This window comes from Plasticicumulans lactativorans (genome assembly GCF_004341245.1).
GTDB classification, from domain to species: domain Bacteria; phylum Pseudomonadota; class Gammaproteobacteria; order Competibacterales; family Competibacteraceae; genus Plasticicumulans_A; species Plasticicumulans_A lactativorans.
In genome coordinates, this window is sequence record NZ_SLWY01000014.1 from 70,924 (window position 1) to 87,537 (window position 16,614).

At 71.5% G+C, this 16,614-nt stretch carries 18 protein-coding genes; 15 read left to right on the forward strand and 3 right to left on the reverse strand.

The annotated features are described in order from the left end of the window. The first annotated feature begins 4 nt into the window (after positions 1-4). Positions 5-376: a hypothetical protein gene (locus tag EV699_RS13340; protein ID WP_132543524.1), complete on the forward strand. Its 372-nt coding sequence runs from the start codon at positions 5-7 to the stop codon at positions 374-376. A gap of 10 nt (positions 377-386) precedes the next feature. On the opposite strand, the gene nadB is transcribed toward EV699_RS13340, so the two are convergent. Then, on the reverse strand, positions 387-2,030 hold the full coding sequence (nadB, locus tag EV699_RS13345; RefSeq protein WP_132543526.1) for an L-aspartate oxidase: 1,644 nt from the start codon (positions 2,028-2,030) through the stop codon (positions 387-389). A gap of 202 nt (positions 2,031-2,232) precedes the next feature. On the opposite strand from nadB, the gene rpoE reads away from it, so the two are divergent. The 13 genes from rpoE (at position 2,233) to acpS (ending at position 12,813) form a co-directional block, all read left to right on the forward strand. Then, the gene (gene rpoE, locus EV699_RS13350; RefSeq protein WP_132543528.1) at positions 2,233-2,808 is read left to right on the forward strand and encodes an RNA polymerase sigma factor RpoE; all 576 of its coding nucleotides are present in this window, start codon (positions 2,233-2,235) and stop codon (positions 2,806-2,808) included. A 16-nt stretch (positions 2,809-2,824) separates the two neighbouring features. Beyond that, positions 2,825-3,382, forward strand: a complete 558-nt coding sequence (locus EV699_RS13355; RefSeq protein ID WP_132543530.1) for a sigma-E factor negative regulatory protein — start codon at positions 2,825-2,827, stop codon at positions 3,380-3,382. Between the two features lie 9 nt (positions 3,383-3,391). Beyond that, positions 3,392-4,351, forward strand: coding sequence for a MucB/RseB C-terminal domain-containing protein (locus EV699_RS13360; RefSeq protein ID WP_132543532.1), 960 nt, complete (start codon positions 3,392-3,394; stop codon positions 4,349-4,351). Continuing rightward, positions 4,348-4,815, forward strand: coding sequence for a SoxR reducing system RseC family protein (locus EV699_RS13365; protein ID WP_132543534.1), 468 nt, complete (start codon positions 4,348-4,350; stop codon positions 4,813-4,815). The genes EV699_RS13360 and EV699_RS13365 overlap by 4 nt, the downstream gene beginning before the upstream one ends. A 52-nt stretch (positions 4,816-4,867) precedes the next feature. Then, entirely contained in the window at positions 4,868-6,226 is a 1,359-nt protein-coding gene (locus tag EV699_RS13370; RefSeq protein WP_132543536.1) for a trypsin-like peptidase domain-containing protein, read from the forward strand. A gap of 53 nt (positions 6,227-6,279) precedes the next feature. Beyond that, complete coding sequence (gene lepA, locus EV699_RS13375; RefSeq protein ID WP_243662674.1) at positions 6,280-8,082, forward strand: translation elongation factor 4; 1,803 nt, start codon at positions 6,280-6,282, stop codon at positions 8,080-8,082. 9 nt (positions 8,083-8,091) lie between these two features. Next, entirely contained in the window at positions 8,092-8,868 is a 777-nt protein-coding gene (gene lepB, locus EV699_RS13380) for a signal peptidase I (RefSeq protein ID WP_132543540.1), read from the forward strand. Then, positions 8,865-9,260 (forward strand): DUF4845 domain-containing protein, encoded by a 396-nt coding sequence (locus EV699_RS13385; protein ID WP_132543542.1) that lies wholly within the window; start codon positions 8,865-8,867, stop codon positions 9,258-9,260. Before lepB ends, EV699_RS13385 begins: the two co-directional genes overlap by 4 nt. Beyond that, the gene (gene rnc / locus EV699_RS13390) at positions 9,257-9,928 is read left to right on the forward strand and encodes a ribonuclease III (RefSeq protein WP_132543544.1); all 672 of its coding nucleotides are present in this window, start codon (positions 9,257-9,259) and stop codon (positions 9,926-9,928) included. The genes EV699_RS13385 and rnc overlap by 4 nt, the downstream gene beginning before the upstream one ends. Next, complete coding sequence (gene era / locus EV699_RS13395) at positions 9,925-10,830, forward strand: GTPase Era (protein WP_132543546.1); 906 nt, start codon at positions 9,925-9,927, stop codon at positions 10,828-10,830. The genes rnc and era overlap by 4 nt, the downstream gene beginning before the upstream one ends. Positions 10,831-10,913: 83 nt before the next feature. After that, positions 10,914-11,669, forward strand: coding sequence for a DNA repair protein RecO (gene recO / locus EV699_RS13400; RefSeq protein WP_132543548.1), 756 nt, complete (start codon positions 10,914-10,916; stop codon positions 11,667-11,669). Then, positions 11,666-12,418 carry a pyridoxine 5'-phosphate synthase gene (gene pdxJ, locus EV699_RS13405; protein ID WP_132543550.1) on the forward strand — a complete coding sequence of 251 codons (753 nt, stop codon included), beginning with the start codon at positions 11,666-11,668 and terminating at the stop codon, positions 12,416-12,418. The genes recO and pdxJ overlap by 4 nt, the downstream gene beginning before the upstream one ends. Further along, the gene (acpS, locus tag EV699_RS13410; RefSeq protein WP_132543552.1) at positions 12,418-12,813 is read left to right on the forward strand and encodes a holo-ACP synthase; all 396 of its coding nucleotides are present in this window, start codon (positions 12,418-12,420) and stop codon (positions 12,811-12,813) included. The genes pdxJ and acpS overlap by 1 nt, the downstream gene beginning before the upstream one ends. 7 nt (positions 12,814-12,820) lie before the next feature. Here acpS and EV699_RS13415 read toward each other — a convergent pair whose 3' ends face one another. Beyond that, positions 12,821-13,159: an Hpt domain-containing protein gene (locus tag EV699_RS13415; protein ID WP_132543554.1), complete on the reverse strand. Its 339-nt coding sequence runs from the start codon at positions 13,157-13,159 to the stop codon at positions 12,821-12,823. Positions 13,160-13,191: 32 nt separating this feature from the next. After that, positions 13,192-15,549, reverse strand: coding sequence for an ATP-binding protein (locus EV699_RS13420; RefSeq protein WP_132543556.1), 2,358 nt, complete (start codon positions 15,547-15,549; stop codon positions 13,192-13,194). Between the two features lie 164 nt (positions 15,550-15,713). Here EV699_RS13420 and cysM point away from each other — a divergent pair, with 164 nt between their 5' ends. Then, positions 15,714-16,613, forward strand: coding sequence for a cysteine synthase CysM (cysM, locus tag EV699_RS13425; RefSeq protein WP_132543558.1), 900 nt, complete (start codon positions 15,714-15,716; stop codon positions 16,611-16,613). Position 16,614 lies beyond the last annotated feature (1 nt).

Sequence of the window (16,614 nt, forward strand, 5' to 3'; positions counted from 1 at the left end):
CGCAATGCTGGCGCTGCTCGGGGCGATGCACCTGGCGGCGGCGCTGGTGGTCGCGTTCCTCACCGCTGCGCCCGGCCCGCTCAGGGGGGCGCTCGGTGCGGCCATCGCGGCATCGCTCGTGCGTGAGTGGCGGCGGTTCGTGCGTCCGGCGGTCCTGGCCCTGCGGATCGCGCCCGACGATGCCATCACGCTGACCCTGCGTGACGGGGCGGAATGGCCGGCGCGGCTGATCGCCCGCTACGTGCGCCAGCGTTTCGTGCTGCTGCGCCTGACCACCGCACGACGCTGGTGGCCCTACGCGGTGTGGGTGAGCGCCGATACCACCGATGCGCAGACCCTGCGGGCGCTGCGCGCGCGCCTGACGACGTGCTTCTGAGACGGCGCGCTCAGTGCTGATGCCAGGCGGGGCGTTCGGCCGCCTGCGCGAAGTTGGAGGGGACCAGCACGGTGTCGCGCGGCGGGCGCGCCTCGTCGGCGTGCGGGAAGTCGAGCGTGTAGTGCAGGCCGCGGCTTTCCTTGCGGGCCAGCGCGCAGCGGATGATCAGCTCGGCCACCTGGGCGAGGTTGCGCAGTTCGATCAGGTCGGCGCTGATGCGGAAGTTGCCGTAGTACTCGTCGATCTCGCGGAGCAGCAGCTCGACGCGGTTGCGGGCCCGCTGCAGGCGCTTGTCGGTGCGCACGATGCCGACGTAGTCCCACATGAAGCGCCGCAGCTCCTGCCAGTTGTGCGTCACCACGACCTCCTCGTCGGAGTCGGTCACGCGGCTTTCGTCCCACGACGGCAGGGCGGGCGGCGGCGGCACGTCGCGCAGGTGCCCGGCGATGTCCTTGCCGGCGGCGGTGGCGAACACCAGGCATTCGAGCAGCGAGTTGCTGGCCATGCGGTTGGCGCCGTGCAGGCCGGTGAAGGCGCATTCACCGATCGCATACAGCCCTTCCAGGTCGGTGCGGCCCATGAAGTCGGTCATCACGCCGCCGCAGGTGTAGTGGGCGGCGGGGACGATCGGCAGCGGCTCCTGCGTCATGTCGAAGCCGTACTCCAGGCACTTGGCGTGCACGTTGGGGAAGTGCGCGCGGACGAAGTCGGCGGGCTTGTGGCTGATGTCGAGGTACAGGCACTGCGCGCCGAGGCGCTTCATCTCGTGGTCGATGGCGCGGGCGACGATGTCGCGCGGCGCGAGTTCCAGCCGCGGGTCGAAGTTGTGCATGAAGCGCGTGCCGTCGGGCAGCAGCAGGTGGCCGCCCTCGCCGCGCACGGCCTCGGTGATCAGGAACGACTTGGCTTCCGGGTGGAACAGGCAGGTCGGGTGGAACTGCATGAACTCCATGTTGGCGATCCGGCACCCGGCGCGCCATGCCATCGCGATGCCGTCGCCGGTCGAGCCGTCGGGGTTGCTCGAGTACAGGTAGACGCGGCTCGCCCCGCCGCTCGCCAGGATCACGAAGCGGGCGCGGAACACCTGCACCCGGCCGGTCTGCCGGTTCAGCACGTAGGCGCCGAGGCAGCGGTTGCGCTGCAGGCCGAGCTTGCGCGCGGTGATCAGGTCCACCGCGACGGCATGCTCGTACACGTGGATGTTGGGGGCCGCGCGGGCATGCTCCTCGAGCGTGAGCTGGATCGCGCGCCCGGTGGCGTCGTCGGCGTGCACCACCCGGCGGTGGCTGTGGCCACCCTCGCGCGTCAGGTGGAACTCCTCGCTGCCGTCGGCCGCCGTCTGCTTGGTGAACGGCACTCCCTGCGCGCTCAGCCACTCGATCGATTCGCGGCCGTGCTCGACGGTGAAGCGCACGGCCTCGGGATCGCAGAGGCCGGCCCCGGCCACCAGCGTGTCGTGGATGTGCGATTCGATCGAATCGGCCTTGTCGAGCACCGCCGACACGCCGCCCTGGGCGTAGTAGGTGCTGCCCTCGGACACCGGGCCCTTGGCGAGGACCGCGACCGATGCGAACTCGCTCAGGCGCAGCGCCAGGCTCAGGCCGGCGGCGCCGCAGCCGATGATCAACACGTCGGTCGACACCTGGTCGTTCATCGCTTGTGACGGCCTCTGAATCTGGGGTACTTTCGTGCGTTGCCAGAACGCTCTCGATGGCACGCCTTGTGCTGATTTCGTGTTCCACGCGAACGATCTTGTCATCTAATCACATTCCCGGCGGTCATGCGAACCAAGACCCCAGGCCGTGGTCTACGGCTGGTGTTCGCATGGGCATGCCTTCGATCGGAGGTCTGCCCTGATGGGCGAATCGTTGGCTGACCACGAGTTGGTCCTGAGGGTACAGCAGGGCGACAAGCGGGCGTTCGATGTTCTGGTGCTGAAGTATCAGTTCAAGATCGTCAAGCTCATTTCGCGATACGTGCACGATCCCAGCGAGGCGATGGACGTGGCACAGGAAGCTTTCATCAAGGCCTACCGGGCGCTGCCCAGCTTCCGCGGCGAGAGCGCCTTCTACACGTGGCTGTACCGGATCGCGATCAACACGGCGAAGAACTACCTCGTGGCGCAGGGCCGCCGGCCGCCGGGTTCCGACATCGATGCGACGGAGGCCGAGCAGTTCGACGGCGCCACGCTGCTGAAGGAGCACGACACGCCCGAACGGCTGCTGCTGCGCGACGAGATCGAGGCGACGGTGTTCCGCGCCATCGAGAGTCTGCCCGACGATCTGCGGACCGCGATCACGCTGCGCGAGATCGAGGGGCTGAGCTACGAAGAGATCGCCCAGGCGATGGGCTGCCCCATCGGCACCGTGCGTTCGCGGATCTTCCGGGCGCGTGAATCGATCGACAACAAGTTACGTCCGTTGCTGGACTGAGCACAGGGTTAGCGCCATGGCTGAGAAACTCGATGAACAGGTATCCGCGCTGGTGGATGGCGAAGCCGGGCGCGAGGAACTCGACCTCCTGCTCAGACGGCTCGAACGCGACGGGGCGCTGCGCAGCACCTGGGAGCGTTACCACCTGATCGGCGACGCGATGCGCAGCGGCCTGCCCGAGCGCTTCGCGCTCGGCGTCGCCGAACGCGTATCGGCCGCGATCGCCGCCGAACCCGTCCCCGCCGCGCCGCTGCCGCAGGCGACGGTGCGGGTGCGGCGCAGCTGGACCCGGCCGGCGATCGGGCTCGCGCTCGCCGCGTCGGTGGCCGGCCTGGTGCTGGTGGGGGTACGCCCCGCCGCCATCGGCAACATGCCGCTGGCGGGCGGCGATACCCGCGCGGCGCTGTCGGCGCAGGGCACCGGCAAGGCCGTGACGACGGCCGCGGTGGCCCGCACGCTGCAGCGTGACCGCCTCAACGCCTATCTGGTGAGTCACAACGAGTCGGCGTCGCGCAACCAGATGAGTGGCGTGCTGCCCTACGTGCGCATGGTCGGTTACGAAAGCGGCAGGTGAGCATCCGCCATGTGGCGAGCGATCGGATGGTGTGTGGCGCTGTTGCCGTTCCTGCTGGCGCCGGCGGTGGCGGACGAGAACGAAGCCGGCGCGTGGCTGGCGGATACCGTCGGCCGCGAGAGCGGCATCAATTACGAGGGCACCTTCGTCTATTCGGAAGGCGGGCGCATCGAGGCCATGCATATCGTCCACGGCCAGGGTGAGCGCGGCGGCTGGCAGCGCCTGGTGTCGCTGTCCGGCCCGCACCGTGAGGTGCTGGTGGCGAACGACGACCTGACCTGCTCGATGCCGGGCGGCGACGTCGCGCTGCGCGGACGCAAGCTGTTCTCGGCGCTGCCGAGCGGGCTGGGGAAGGACCTGTCTCACCTCGACGCGCACTACCGCTTCACCTTCGCCGGCGAGGACCGGGTGGCGGGCTATTCGACCCGCGTCGTCTCCATCGAACCGCGTGACGAACTGCGCTTCGGTTACCGGTTGTGGATCGAACCGCGCAGCGGCATCGTCATGCGCAGCGTGCTGTTCGACAGCGCCGGCGTGCCGGTGGAGCAGCTGATGTTCACCGAGCTGCGCCTGCTCGACCAGGCACCGGCCGAGCCGGCGGCCGTCGCGACGACCAGCGACAGCCAGACTGCCGGGCAGCTGCGCGAACTGCCCGAGGCGCAGCGGCACTGGGTCGCCGGGCGCCTGCCGCCGGGCTTCGAGGAGGTCCGCAACAGCACCTTCACCCGCCGCGGCGAGAGCCACGGCACCGAGCACATGGTCTACACCGACGGGCTCGCCACGCTGTCGGTGTTCATCGAACCGCTCGAAGGCGAGCAGCCGCTGTTCGAGGGCCATTCGCGGTTCGGCGCGATGAACGCCTTCGGGCGTGCGCTCGACGGCCACCAGGTCGTGGCCGTCGGCGAAGTCCCGCGCTCGACCGTCGAGATGGTCGCGCAGTCGATCGCGCCGCTGCCCGGCAAGCCGTGATCGTCGAGCGCGGCACGGTGATCGGCCCCGCCGGCGCAGGGCGCGTGTGGGTCGAGACCCGCCGCCGCGGCGTGTGCGGCGCCTGCGAGGCGCGCAGCGGCTGCGGCATCCACCTGCTCGGCGAGGCGGGTGGCGGGCGGCGCAACCGCGTCGCCGTGCTCGCCGAGGCCGGGTGCGAGCCGGGCGAGGTCGTCGAACTCGGGCTGCGCGAACACGCCCTGCTGCTGGGGTCGGCGATGGTCTACCTGGTGCCGCTGTGCGGCCTGTTCGCCGGCGCCGTGCTGGCGCTCGCGGCGTTCGGCCCGGCGGCCGAGGGTGCCGCGCTGGTCGGCGGGCTGCTCGGCCTGGCGCTCGGCCTCGCACACACGCGGCGCTTCGCGCGGCGGATCGCACGCGATCCGCGTTTCCAGCCGGTGATCCTGCGGCACGCCGGCGTCGCCGCATCGCGTGATCGACGCGATTAGGCGGAACGCTATAATCCGCGCTCGATTTTCGTCACCCGGGGGTGAGGGCAACATGGCTTACAGAGGCGGCTGTGCCGCGTTCGCGCTGCTCGCCGCGTTCGCCTTCGATGCATTCGGCGCCCCACCGCCCGATTTCACCGACGTGGTGAAGCGCAGCACCTCCGTCGTCGTCAACATCAGTTCGACCGGTAAGGCGGGGCGGCTCGCGAGCGACGCGGCGTCGGGCGACGACGAGGAGGACGAGGAGCGCATCGACGAAGGCTCCGACTCGCTCGGCACCGGCATCATCATCGCCGCCGACGGCTACCTGCTGACCAACCAGCACGTGGTGGAGAACGCCGACGAGATCATCGTGCGGCTCGCCGACCGGCGCGAACTGCCGGCGCGGGTGGTCGGTTCCGATGCGCGCACCGACCTCGCCGTGCTCAAGGTCGAGGCCCAGGGCCTGCCGACCGCGGCCCTCGGCCAGTCCGACGCCCTCGACGTCGGCGAATGGGTGCTCGCGATCGGTTCGCCCTTCGGCTTCGAGCAGTCGGTGACCGCGGGCATCGTCAGCGCCAAGGGGCGCAGCCTGCCGACCGAACCCTACGTGGCCTACATCCAGACCGACGTGCCGATCAACCCGGGCAACTCGGGCGGCCCGCTGATCAACATGAAGGGCGAGGTGGTCGGCATCAACTCGCAGATCTTCAGCCAGACCGGCGGCTACATGGGGCTGTCGTTCGCCATCCCGATCGAGACGGCCGTGGACGTCGCGCAGCAGATCCGCGCGCACGGCAAGGTCAGCCGCGGCTGGGTGGGCGTGCTGGTGCAGCCGGTCAACCGCGATCTGGCCGAGTCCTTCGGCCTCGACGCCCCGCGCGGGGCGCTGGTCAGCAAGGTGTTCGACGGCGGTCCGGCCGCCGCGGCCGGGGTGCGCCCCGGCGACATCGTGACGAGCTTCGACGGGCGCCCGATCGTCGTGTCGAGCGCGCTGCCACCGCTGGTGGGGCAACTGTCGCCCGGGCGCCAGGTGCCGCTGGTGCTGCTGCGCGGCGGCCGGGAAGAACGCCTGAGCGTGCACATCGCCGAACTGCCCGAGGGCGACCCGCTCGCCGCCGCGACCCCGCATCCCGACGTCCCCGAGCGTGCGGCCAACCGGCTCGGCCTGCGCCTCGGCCCGGTGCCGCCCGACCTGGCACGGCTGCTCGGCCTCGGCAGCGGCGGTGCCCTGGTCGAAGCCGTCGACAACGACCGGGCCACCCGCGCCGGCCTGCGCCAGGGCGACGTGCTCAGCATGCTGAACGGCAATCCGCTCGAGGGGCCGGAGGCGTTCGATCGCGCCGTCGAAGGGCTGCCGACCGGGCGCGCGCTCGCGCTCCTGGTGCTGCGCCGCTCCGGTCCCGCCTATCTGGCCTTGCGCATCCCCTGAGCGTCGCGCGCGCCGTTACCGGCGCCGTCGCCAGCCTCGCAGATCCACCACCGATGCCCTCCATGGACCATATCCGTAACTTTTCGATCATCGCGCACATCGACCATGGCAAGTCCACGCTCGCCGACCGCTTCATCCAGATCTGCGGCGGCCTCTCCGAGCGCGAGATGGAGGCCCAGGTGCTCGACTCGATGGACCTCGAGCGCGAGCGCGGCATCACCATCAAGGCGCAGAGCGTGTCGCTCGATTACACGGCGCGCGACGGCGAGGTCTATCACCTCAACTTCATCGACACGCCGGGGCACGTCGACTTTTCCTACGAGGTCAGCCGCTCGCTCGCCGCCTGCGAGGGCGCCTTGCTGGTGGTCGATGCCGCGCAGGGCGTGGAGGCGCAGTCGGTCGCCAACTGCTACACCGCGATCGAGCAGGGGCTCGAAGTCCTGCCGGTGCTGAACAAGATCGACCTGCCCTCGGCCGATCCCGACCGCGTCGCCGACGAGATCGGCGACATCATCGGCATCGACGCCACCGACGCCGTGCACGTCAGCGCCAAGACCGGCTTCGGCGTCATCGACCTGCTCGAACAGCTCGTGCGCCGCATCCCGCCGCCGAAGGGCGATCCGAACGCGTCGCTGAAGGCGCTGATCATCGACTCCTGGTTCGACAGCTACGTCGGCGTGATCTCGCTGGTGCGCGTGGTCGACGGCGTCATCGCGCCGCGGCAGAAGATCACGATGATGTCGGTCGGGCGCGTGTGCCAGGTCGACAAGGTGGGGGTGTTCACCCCCAAGCGCAGCGAGCGCCCGCAGTTGTCGGCGGGCGAGGTCGGCTTCGTCATCGCCAGCATCAAGGAGATCGACGGCGCGCCGGTCGGCGATACCGTCACCGACGCCCTGAACCCGGCGAGCACGCCGCTGCCCGGCTTCCAGAAGGTGCAGCCGCGGGTGTTCGCGGGCCTGTTCCCGATCGAATCCGACGACTACGAGGACCTGCGCGAGGCCCTCGCCAAGCTGCGCCTGAACGACGCCTCGCTGCACTACGAGCCGGAGACCTCGCAGGCGCTCGGCTTCGGCTTCCGCTGCGGCTTCCTCGGCATGCTGCACATGGAGATCATCCAGGAGCGCCTGGAGCGCGAGTACGATCTGGAACTGATCACCACGGCGCCGACGGTGGTCTACGAGGTCCTGGCCACCTCGGGCGAGGTGCTCTACATCGACAACCCCGACAAGCTGCCGCCGCCGAACAAGATCGACGAGATCCGCGAGCCCATCATCCTCGCCAACATCCTGGTGCCGCAGGAGTACCTCGGCAACGTCATCACGCTGTGCATCGACAAGCGCGGCGTGCAGCGCAACATGCATTACGCCGGCGCCCAGGTGCAGCTGCAGTTCGAACTGCCGCTGTCCGAGGTCGTGCTCGACTTCTTCGACCGGCTGAAGTCGGTGAGCCGCGGCTTCGCCTCGTTCGATTACAGCTTCGAGCGCTTCCAGGCCGAACCGCTGGTCAAGCTCGACGTGCTGATCAACGGCGAGAAGGTCGACGCGCTGTCGGTGATCGTGCACCGCGAGGCCGCGCAGACGCGCGGCCGCGACCTCGTCGAGCGCATGAAGGACCTGATCCCGCGGCAGATGTTCGAGGTCGCGATCCAGGCGGCGATCGGCAGCCACGTCATCGCCCGTTCGACGGTGAAGGCGCTGCGCAAGAACGTGCTGGCGAAGTGCTACGGCGGCGACGTCTCGCGCAAGCGCAAGCTGCTCGAGAAGCAGAAGGAGGGCAAGAAGCGCATGAAGTCGGTGGGCAAGGTCGACATCCCGCAGGAGGCCTTCCTCGCCGTCCTGCAGGTCGAGAAGAAGTAAGGAGCCGCCATGCAGATCGATTTCGCGCTGGCGCTGGTGCTGGCGGCGCTGGTGACCGGGGTGGTGTATCTGCTCGACGTGGTCGTGCTCGGTCCGCGACGCTCCAGTGCCGCAACGGTGGGGCGGCCGGCGCCGATGCCCTGGTACGTCGACTGGTCGCGGTCGTTCTTCCCGGTGATCGTGATCGTGCTGCTGCTGCGCTCGTTCGTCGTCGAGCCCTTCCGCATCCCCTCCGGCTCGATGCTGCCGACGCTGCAGTCGGGCGACTTCATCCTCGTCAGCAAGTTCGCCTGGGGGCTGCGGCTGCCGGTGCTGAACAACAAGATCGTCGAGACCGGCAGCGTGCAGCGCGGCGACATCGCCGTGTTCCGCTATCCCGAGGACCCCTCGATCGCCTATATCAAGCGCATCGTCGGCCTGCCCGGCGATCACATCGTCTACCGCGACAAGACCCTCTACGTGAACGGCCAGGTCTACGCGCAGGGGCCGCTGGCGACGCCGGTCACCGGGATCGAGCCCGGCTTCGAGGCGCGCGCCGAGCACATCGGCGAACTCACGCACGCGATTCAGGTGTACCGCGGCCAGCCGGAAGCGTCGCGCGAGTTCGTCGTGCCGGCGGGGCATTACTGGGCGATGGGCGACAACCGCGACAACAGCCGCGACAGCCGCTTCTGGGGGCCGCTGCCCGAGGGCAACCTGATCGGCAAGGCGTTCCTGATCTGGATGAACTGGGACTGCGTGACCGGGAAGGGGCACTGCGGCCGCATCGGGACGCTGATCGAATGAGCGCGCCCGACGCCGGCAGGCAGCGGCAGCGCGGCATGACCGCCATCGGCACCCTGCTGATGGTGGGGTGCCTGGGGTTCGTGGTCTATCTGGCGATGCGCCTGGTGCCGATGTACCTGGACGGCTTCACGGTGCGCAGCGCGCTCGAAAGCCTGAAGCAGGAGCCGGCCGCGGCCCAGTGGGGCCCGAACGAGATCCGCGACCGGCTGCGGCGGCGCTTCGACGTCAACAACGTCGACAGCGTGAAGCCGAGTGACGTCAAGGTGGTCATGGACGACGGGCGCAAGACGGTGAGCGTGGCCTACGAGACCCGCGTGCACCTCATCGCCAACCTCGACGCCGTCGCCCGCTTCGATTTCAGCGTCGAGCTCGGCGCCGGCAGGACGCCGTGAGCGCCCCCCGCGCGCAGTTGCAGCGCACCCTCGGACACGGCTTCGCCGACCCGGCCCTGCTCGACGAGGCGCTGACCCACCGCAGCGCCAGCGGCCGCAACAACGAGCGGCTGGAGTTCCTCGGCGATGCGCTGCTGAACGCGGTGATCGGCGAGGCGCTGTACCGCCGCCTGCCGCGGGCGAACGAGGGCGACCTGTCGCGGCTGCGGGCGCTGCTGGTCAAGGAGGACACGCTCGCCGAGGTCGCCCGCGAGTTCGCGCTCGGCGAGCACCTGCGGCTCGGCGCCGGCGAGCTCAAGAGCGGCGGTCACCGCCGCGCGTCGATCCTCGCCGATGCGCTCGAGGCGCTGTTCGGCGCGATCTACCTCGACAGCGACTTTGCCACCTGCCGGGCGGTGATCCTCGCGCTGTTCGACGCGCGGCTGCGGTGCCTGCCCGAGCCCGCCGAACTCAAGGACCCCAAGACCCGGCTGCAGGAATTCCGCCAGGCGCGCGGCGAGAGCCTGCCCGTCTACCACGTGCTCGGCACCGCCGGCGAAGCCCATGCCCAGTCCTTCACCGTCGCCTGCGAGCTCGACGACCGGCGCAGCGTCGCCGTCGGCACGAGCCGCCGCAAGGCCGAGCAGGAGGCCGCACGCCGTCTCCTCGAGGAACTCGAATCGCCATGACCGACACCCCGAACACCCGCGCCGGCTACGTCGCCCTGCTGGGCCGCCCCAACGTCGGCAAGTCGACGCTGCTGAACCGCCTGCTCGAACAGAAGATCAGCATCACCTCGCCCAAGCCGCAGACCACGCGGCACACCATCCTCGGCATCAAGACGCTGCCCGGCGTGCAGCTGGTCTACGTCGACACCCCCGGCCTGCACCTCGGCGGCAAGACGGCGATGAACCGCTACATGAACCGCGCCGCCGGCCACGTGCTCGGCTACGTCGACGTCGTCGTGTTCGTGGTCGAGGCGCTGCGCTGGACCGAGGAGGACGAGGCGGTGCTCGGGCGCCTCGCCGACTACGCCGGGCCGGTGGTGCTCGCCGTGAACAAGGTCGATCGCGTCACCGACAAGCCGCGGCTGCTGCCGTTCATCCAGGATCTCGCCGGGCGGCGCCCCTTCACCGCCGTGGTGCCGCTGTCGGCGGCCAAGGGCGACAACACCGCCGCGCTCGAGGAGGAAGTCGCCCGGCTGCTGCCGTCCGGGCCGTTCTTCTTCTCGGAGGACCAGGTCACCACCGCGAGCAGCCGCTTCATCGCCGCGGAGCTGGTGCGCGAGAAGCTCACCCGCGTGCTCGATGCCGAACTGCCCTATGCGCTGACCGTCGAGATCGAGCAGTTCGAGACCGAGGGCCGGCTGCTGCGCATCGGCGCGGTGATCTGGGTCGAGCGCAAGGGGCAGAAGGCCATCGTCATCGGCGACAAGGGCACCGTCCTCAGGGAGGCCGGCCGCCTCGCCCGGCTCGACATGGAGCGGATCTTCGACGCCAAGGTGTTCCTGCAGACCTGGGTCAAGGTGCGCGAAGGCTGGTCCGACGACGAGCGCGCGCTGCGCAGCCTGGGCTTCCAGGACGAGACCTGAGCGCCGTGGCCGTCGCCGCGTGTCGTTCGCTGCCCGGCGCCGCGGCCGCGCCGCGGCCGCGCGCGGACGGCTGAGGCGCCGCGGTGCGCGTCGAGCTCGAAGCCGCCTACGTGCTGCATGCGCGGGCCTACCGTGAGACCAGCCTGCTGCTCGAGGCCTTCAGCCTGCAGCACGGGCGGGTGGGGCTGGTGGCGCGCGGCGTGCGCGGTGCGCGCTCGCGCACGCGCGCGCTGCTGCAGCCCTTCCAGCCCGTGCTGCTGTCGTGGCGCGGCGGCGGCGAACTCGCCACGCTGAGCGGCGTCGAGGCGGCCGGGCCGGCGCTGGCGCTGCAGGGCGAAAGGCTGCTCGGCGGGCTCTATGCCAACGAACTGCTGCTCACGCTGGTCGCCCGCGACGACGCGCAGCCGGCGCTGTTCGCACATTACCAGGCCCTGTGCGCGGCGCTCGCCGCCGGCACGCCGATCGAGGTCGCGCTGCGCGTGTTCGAGCGCGACCTGCTCGATGCCCTCGGCTACCGGCTGCTGCTCGCGCAGGCCGCCGACGGCAGCCCGCTGCAAGCGGCGCTGCGCTACCGTTACGTGGCCGACGAAGGCGCGCACCCGGCGAGCGGCGTCGATGACGGCGTGCCGGTCGCCGGCGCCAGCCTGCTCGCGCTCGGCCGCGGCGAACTCGCCGACGCCGCCGCGCGTGCCGACGCCAAGCGCCTGCTGCGGGCGCAGCTCGAGCGCCTGCTGAACGGCCGCCGCCTGCGCACCCGCGAACTCGCCCGCGCGCTGCTCGGTGGCGCCCGCGGCGAGCCTGCAACTTCCTCCATCCCCGAAGGAGCCCACCGCCGATGAACGAGCCGCTGCCGCGCGAGATCCTGCTCGGCGTGAACATCGACCACGTCGCGACGCTGCGCCAGGCGCGGGGCACGCGCTATCCCGACCCGGTGCAGGCGGCGATGGTCGCGGAGGAGGCCGGCGCCGACCTGATCACGCTGCACCTGCGCGAGGATCGCCGCCACGTCCAGGAGCGCGACGTGCGCCTGCTCGTCGACATCCTGCAGACGCGCATGAACCTCGAGACCGCGGTCACCGATGCGATGCTCGACTTCGCCGAGAGCGTGCGCCCGGCCGACGTCTGCCTGGTGCCCGAGCGGCGCGAGGAACTGACCACCGAGGGCGGGCTCGACGTCGTCGGGGGGTTCCGCCGGGTGAGCGCGGCCTGCGCGCGGCTCGCCGCCGCCGGCATCGAGGTGTCGCTGTTCATCGATCCCGAGCCGGCGCAGATCGAGGCGGCGGCGCGTGCCGGCGCACCGAAGATCGAGCTGCACACGGGCCGCTACGCCGATGCGCCGGATGCCGCCGTGCGCGCCGCCGAACTCGCGCGCCTGCGCATCGGCGCCGAGCACGGTGCCGCGCTCGGGCTGGTGGTCAACGCCGGGCACGGCCTGCACTACCACAACGTGCAGCCGGTGGCGGCGATCGCGGCGATCCGCGAACTCAACATCGGCCATGCGATCGTGGCGCGCGCGGTGTTCAGCGGCCTCGCCGAGGCGGTGCGCACGATGCGGGCGCTGATGCGCGAGGCGCGGGGGCTCGCCTGATGGGCGCCGGGGCGGTGGTCGGCATCGGCACCGACATCGTCAGCGTCGCGCGCATCGCCGAGGCCCTCGAACGCTTCGGCGAGCGCTTCGCGCAGCGCGTGCTCGCGCCCGAGGAGATCGACGTCTTCCGTGCCAGCCGCCGCCCGGCACGCCTGCTCGCCAAGCGCTTCGCCGCCAAGGAGGCGGCACTCAAGGCGCTCGGCACCGGCTTCAGCCAGGGCCTCGGTGCCAGCCAGATCGCCGTGGTGCACGATGCGCTCGGCAAGCCGGGGCTCGCGCTGAGCGGCGCCGCGCAGGCCCGCGCCCGCGCCCTCGGCGTCGGCGAGAGCCTGCTGACGCTGTCCGACGAGAAGGACTACGCGGTCGCCTTCGTCGTGCTGCTCGCCGCCGCCTGACCGCGCTTCAGGCCGCCGGCGCGGCCTGCTGGAAGCGCCCGATCTCCGCCAGCACCCGCTCGACGTCGGCATCGACCCCGGTACGGTCCGCGAGCAGGTGCGCTTCGAGGGTCTGACAGGCGTCGAACAGCGCGGGTGCGCCGCAGTAGCGCGCCGAGCCGGCGAGCCGGTGCACGCATTCGCGCAGTCCGCTCAGGTCGCCGGCCGCGTGCAGTGCGCGCAGGCGCGCGGCCTGCTGCGGCAGCTCGGCGTGGAACAGGCCGAGCAGTTGCCGGGCGATGGCCGCATTGCCCCCGGCGACCGCGAGCGCGGCGGCGGCGTCGTAGGCAGGCGGGGGCGTGCGCATGGGCAGAAAGCCTCGTCAGGGGCGGGCGCCGCTCAGGGCAGCGTTGCGGGGGGCGGGAGCTGCGGCGTGGTGGCGGGTGCGGCCTGCGGCCGCTGCTCGTCGGCCGCCGACGGCCGGCTCCAGCCGAGCACTTCGCGCAGCGCGTCGCCGGTGATCGGCTTGCGCAGGTGGCGATCGATGCCCGCCGCCCGCTGCGCGCGCGGGTCGACCGGTTCGGCGTCGCCGCTCAGCGCGACGATCGGCGTGTCGCGGTTGGGCCCGCCGTCGCGCAGCTGCCGCGCCGCGGCCAGGCCGTCGAGCACCGGCATGTGCAGGTCGAGCAGGATCAGATCGTAGCCCTGGCGCCCGCCGGCGGCGACCGCCTGCGCGCCGTCCGCGACCTCGTCGACGACGGCGCCGAGCTGCGTGAGGAAGATCCGCGCCAGCTGGCGGTTGATCAGGTTGTCGTCGGCGAGCAGCACGCGCATGCCGGTGCCGGGGGCGCCGGCCTCGTCGGCCTCGACCGGCACCGCGCTCGCGGCCGGCATGGCATCGACCAGGCTCAGCACCTCGCGTGACAGCGGCGGGCGCTCCAGACGCTCGACGCCGGGGGCGATGGCCGGGCGCAGCGTCGCGTCGGCATCGTCGTCGCCGATCAGGACCCAGCGGCGGGCGGCGGCGGGCGGCACGCTGCGGATGCGCTCGGCGAGGGCGCCGGCCGAGTCTTCGAGCCCGTGCAGGTCGACGAACACCAGCACCGGCAGCGTCGCCGGGAGGCGCTCGATCGTCGCGACCGCCTCGGCGAGGCGCTCGCAGGCGGACAGGACGATGCCGCGCAGGGCGAGGATGTGGCCCAGCGCGTTCAGCAGGGCGGCGTCGCCGCAGACCGCGAGCACCTGCAGCGCGCCCGGGGCGCGGAGCGTCTCGCGCGTGCTCGGCAGGCGCTCGAACAGCAGCGAGAACACGAAGGTGGTGCCGCAGCCGGGGCTGCTCTCGACCGCGATCTCGCCTTCCATCATCCGGATCAGGCGCTGGCAGATCGCCAGGCCGAGCCCGCTGCCGCCCTGGCGGCGGCTGGGGGCGGCGTGCAGCTGGTCGAAGGCGTCGAACAGGCGGCGCTGGTCCTGCGGGGCGATGCCGATGCCGGTGTCGCGCACCGTGAAGTCGAGCAGCAGCCGCGGCCCGGCCTCGGTGCCGCTGCGCACGCCGACGGCGACCTCGACCGACCCGCGGTCGGTGAACTTGACGGCGTTGCTGACCAGGTTGCTGACGATCTGCACCAGGCGGGCGCTGTCGCCGATCAGCTCGGCCGGCACCTCGGGGGCGACGTCGAGCACCAGGCTCAGGCCCTTGACGCGGGCCGCGGGCGCGAACAGCCGCACGGCGTTGTCCAGCACCTCGCGCAGATCGAAGGGGCGGCGCACCAGATCGAGCTTGCCGGCCTCGATGCGCGAGAAGTCGAGGATGTCGTTGAGCAGCACCGTCAGGTTCTGCGCCGAGGCACCGACGGTGTTCAGATAGCCCTGCTGGGTGGGATCGAGCGGGGTCTTGCCGAGCAGTTCGATGAAGCCCAGCACGCCGTTCAGCGGCGTGCGGATCTCGTGGCTCATGTTGGCCAGGAACTCCGACTTGAAGCGCGTCGTCTGTTCGGCCTGGCGGCGGGCGAGGTCGAGGCGCGCGTTGCGCAGCTCCAGGTCCTCCACGGTGGCGCGCAGTTCGGCGATGGCGGCTTCGTCATGCGTCGGCACGGCGTCGCGCTGGGTCTGGCGCGTGCGCACGAGTTCGTTGACGCCCCCCTCGAGCGCCTGCCAGGCGTCGCGACGGGCGAGCGGCAGCGACGTGGCCTGCGCCAGGCGCCGCAGGGTGCGGTGCAGCGGCCGGCCGACGGCGTGGAGCGTGCCGGCCACCCCCAGCAGCAGGGCGAGCAGGCTGAGCCCCGCGAGCAGCAGGCCCTCGTGCACGATCGCGTCGCGGGCGGCGTCGAGGCGCTGCGTCGACACCTCGACGCGCATCCGCATGCCCGCCGGCATCGCTCCTTCGGTCGGGCCGGCGCTGAGATCGCGCTCGATCACCAGCGGCGGGGAGCCGTCGCCGCTGCCGCGCGTCGCCCTCAGCGGACGCCGCTCGTGCAGCAGCGTGCCGCCGTTGGCGTTGTGCAGCGTGACGCGCTCGATGTCGCCGTCGGCGACCAGTTCGCGGGCGAGCGCGCGCAGGCTCGCCTGGTCGCCGGCGAGGAGGGCGCGTTCGGCCATGCGCGCGAACAGGTCGGCGAGCGCAGCGTTGTGCAGGTGGAAGGTCTGCTTGGCTTCGTGCAGCCGCTCGGTGGTGGCGGCGAACAGGGCGGCCGCCGTCGCGAGGCTGAGCGGCAGCAGCGCCAGCAGCGCGAGGCGGCCGATCGCGCGCGCGATCACGGCGACGGGTTCCCTGGCGCGCGGCGGGCGGCGACGGCGGTGCTGGGCATGGGCGTGGCTCGTGGACGGGGACGGGCGGGGGCTCGGGAGCGCGCATGTATACTACGGCTTCGCCCGTGCGCCGCCACCCGGGCCCGCCTGCCCCCTGCCCGAGATCCTGCCCCATGAGCCTTCCGGACTTCCCGACCATCGAGGCCTTCATCGGCCATACCCCCCTGGTGCGCCTGCAGCGCCTCGCCGCCGGGTTGCCGAGCGTGGTGCTCGGCAAGCTCGAGGGCAACAACCCGGCGGGATCGGTGAAGGACCGGCCCGCGCTGTCGATGATCCAGCAGGCCGAGGCCCGCGGCGACATCGCGCCCGGCGACACCCTGATCGAGGCGACCAGCGGCAACACCGGCATCGCGCTGGCCATGGCCGCGGCGATCAAGGGCTACCGCATGGTGCTGATCATGCCAGACAACCTCTCGGTCGAACGCCGCGCGGCGATGAAGGCCTACGGTGCCGAGCTGATCCTGGTGAGCAAGGCCGAGGGCATGGAGGGCGCGCGCGATCTCGCCGAGCACATGCAGGCTGCGGGCCGCGGCAAGGTGCTCGACCAGTTCGCCAACCCGGACAATCCGCTCGCGCACTACCACGGCACCGGCCCCGAGATCTGGGAGCAGACCCGCGGCACCGTCACGCATTTCGTCAGCTCGATGGGTACCACCGGCACGGTGATGGGGGTGTCGCGCTACCTCAAGGAGCGCAACGCGGGCATCGAGATCATCGGCGTGCAGCCGGCCGACGGGGCGCAGATCCCGGGCATCCGCCGCTGGCCGGCGGCGTACCTGCCGCGCATCTACAAGCCCGAGTGCGTCGACCGCGTGCTCGACGTCAGTCAGGCGGAGGCCGAGGAAACCACGCGCCGGCTCGCCCGCGAGGAGGGCATCTTCTGCGGCATCTCGTCGGGGGGCGCCACCGTGGCGGCGCTGCGGGTGGCGCGCGAGGTCGAGAACGCCGTGATCGTCACCGTGATCTGCGACCGGGGCGACCGCTACCTGTCGACCGGCGTCTTCCCCGACTGAG